A 557-nucleotide genomic window follows, 5' to 3' on the forward strand; every position below is an offset into this window, starting at 1 on the left:
GGAACGCCCAGTCATCGATGCCCACAACAAGCAATGGATCTGTCGGCATCGCCGTCCGCCGGCGGACCACCCGCAGCAAGGTATCGTTGCTGACGGGCAGCATGAGCCGCTTGGCGAAGCTTGCCGCCGGCCGGCCGCCGAGCGCCAACCCCAAGTGATGGACGATGTATTCCAACCGTGCCGTCCGGCGCCGTCGAAGCGGGACGATGTCTTCTCCAAACCGCTCCGCGAAGATCCGCCGGCGGCAATGCGGCACCTCACATGTGAAGCGCCGCGTGAGCAATCGGAGGCGCACCCTTCTGCCCGCTGACGGCAAATCAGCCACGTGCCGGATGTATCGGCTATGGATTCGGCGCGACGCTGTCGCGCACAAAGGGCATTGGGCCTCCGCAGCCTCTGACCGAACAGCCAGAATAACCGAATCCATTGAGTCACTTACACCATCAAACACCAAACCACTCGGTACTAGCGATGAGATTTGAAAGCCCGTCCGCATGGCGCTGATTCTCCGTTTGAGAACCACAGTCGCCCGGCAAACTTCATCGGAAATGAGTCAG

General features: G+C 61.2%; 1 protein-coding gene. It reads right to left on the minus strand.

Annotation, left to right across the window (positions count from 1 at the left end; genetic code table 11):
- On the minus strand, positions 1 to 496 hold a 496-nt coding region (locus IVB32_RS14880), incomplete at its 3' end, for a transposase family protein (protein ID WP_247410655.1).
- Positions 497 to 557: the final 61 nt, after the last annotated feature.

It is taken from the genome of Bradyrhizobium sp. 23, from assembly GCF_023073295.1.
In the GTDB taxonomy this organism is placed as follows: Bacteria; Pseudomonadota; Alphaproteobacteria; order Rhizobiales; family Xanthobacteraceae; genus Bradyrhizobium; species Bradyrhizobium canariense_D.